Source organism: Pseudonocardia pini (genome assembly GCF_013870575.1).
Lineage (GTDB): Bacteria > Actinomycetota > Actinomycetes > Mycobacteriales > Pseudonocardiaceae > Pseudonocardia > Pseudonocardia pini.
Genome location: NZ_JACBXB010001240.1, coordinates 1 through 503 on the forward strand (window position 1 = coordinate 1; position 503 = coordinate 503).

Here is a 503-nt window from a genome sequence, read left to right on the forward strand (position 1 = left end):
CCGACCTGACCGATCTCGAGAAGCAGTCGCTCGAGGAGATCGCCCACCCGTCCCTGCCGGAGGGGTCGTCGATCTACGGCGGCACCAAGGTGTTCCCCGACTACCAGGCCGAGAACGGCGAGGTCTACTTCACCCTCGTGCACGGCATCGCCCACGAGTCCTCGGTGAGCTTCGTGGCGATCCTGCAGGCCACCCGCGCGCTGCGGAAGGGCTTCGAGTCCGCGGTCTACTTCTACGGCCCCGGCTCGCTCAACGCCCTGGCCACCCGCGGGTTCCCCACCACCGGCAACTCCGCGTTCCCCGGCGAGCACAACATCAACAACTCGCTCAAGACGTTCATCCAGGAGGGCGGCAAGGTCTACTGCTGCCGCTTCGGGCTCTCGCTGCACGGGGCCCGCGAGGAGGACCTGATCGAGGGGGTCATCCCGACCCACCCGCTCGACGTGCAGGACGCGTTGATCCACTACGCCCGCAAGGGCGCGATCATCAACTCGACCTACCAG

Annotated in this window: 1 protein-coding gene; it reads left to right on the forward strand. The window is 67.2% G+C overall.

The window, feature by feature from the left end:
• The coding region (locus tag H5J29_RS34145; protein ID WP_246394639.1) for an MSMEG_0572/Sll0783 family nitrogen starvation response protein at positions 1 to 503 on the forward strand (503 nt) is incomplete at both ends.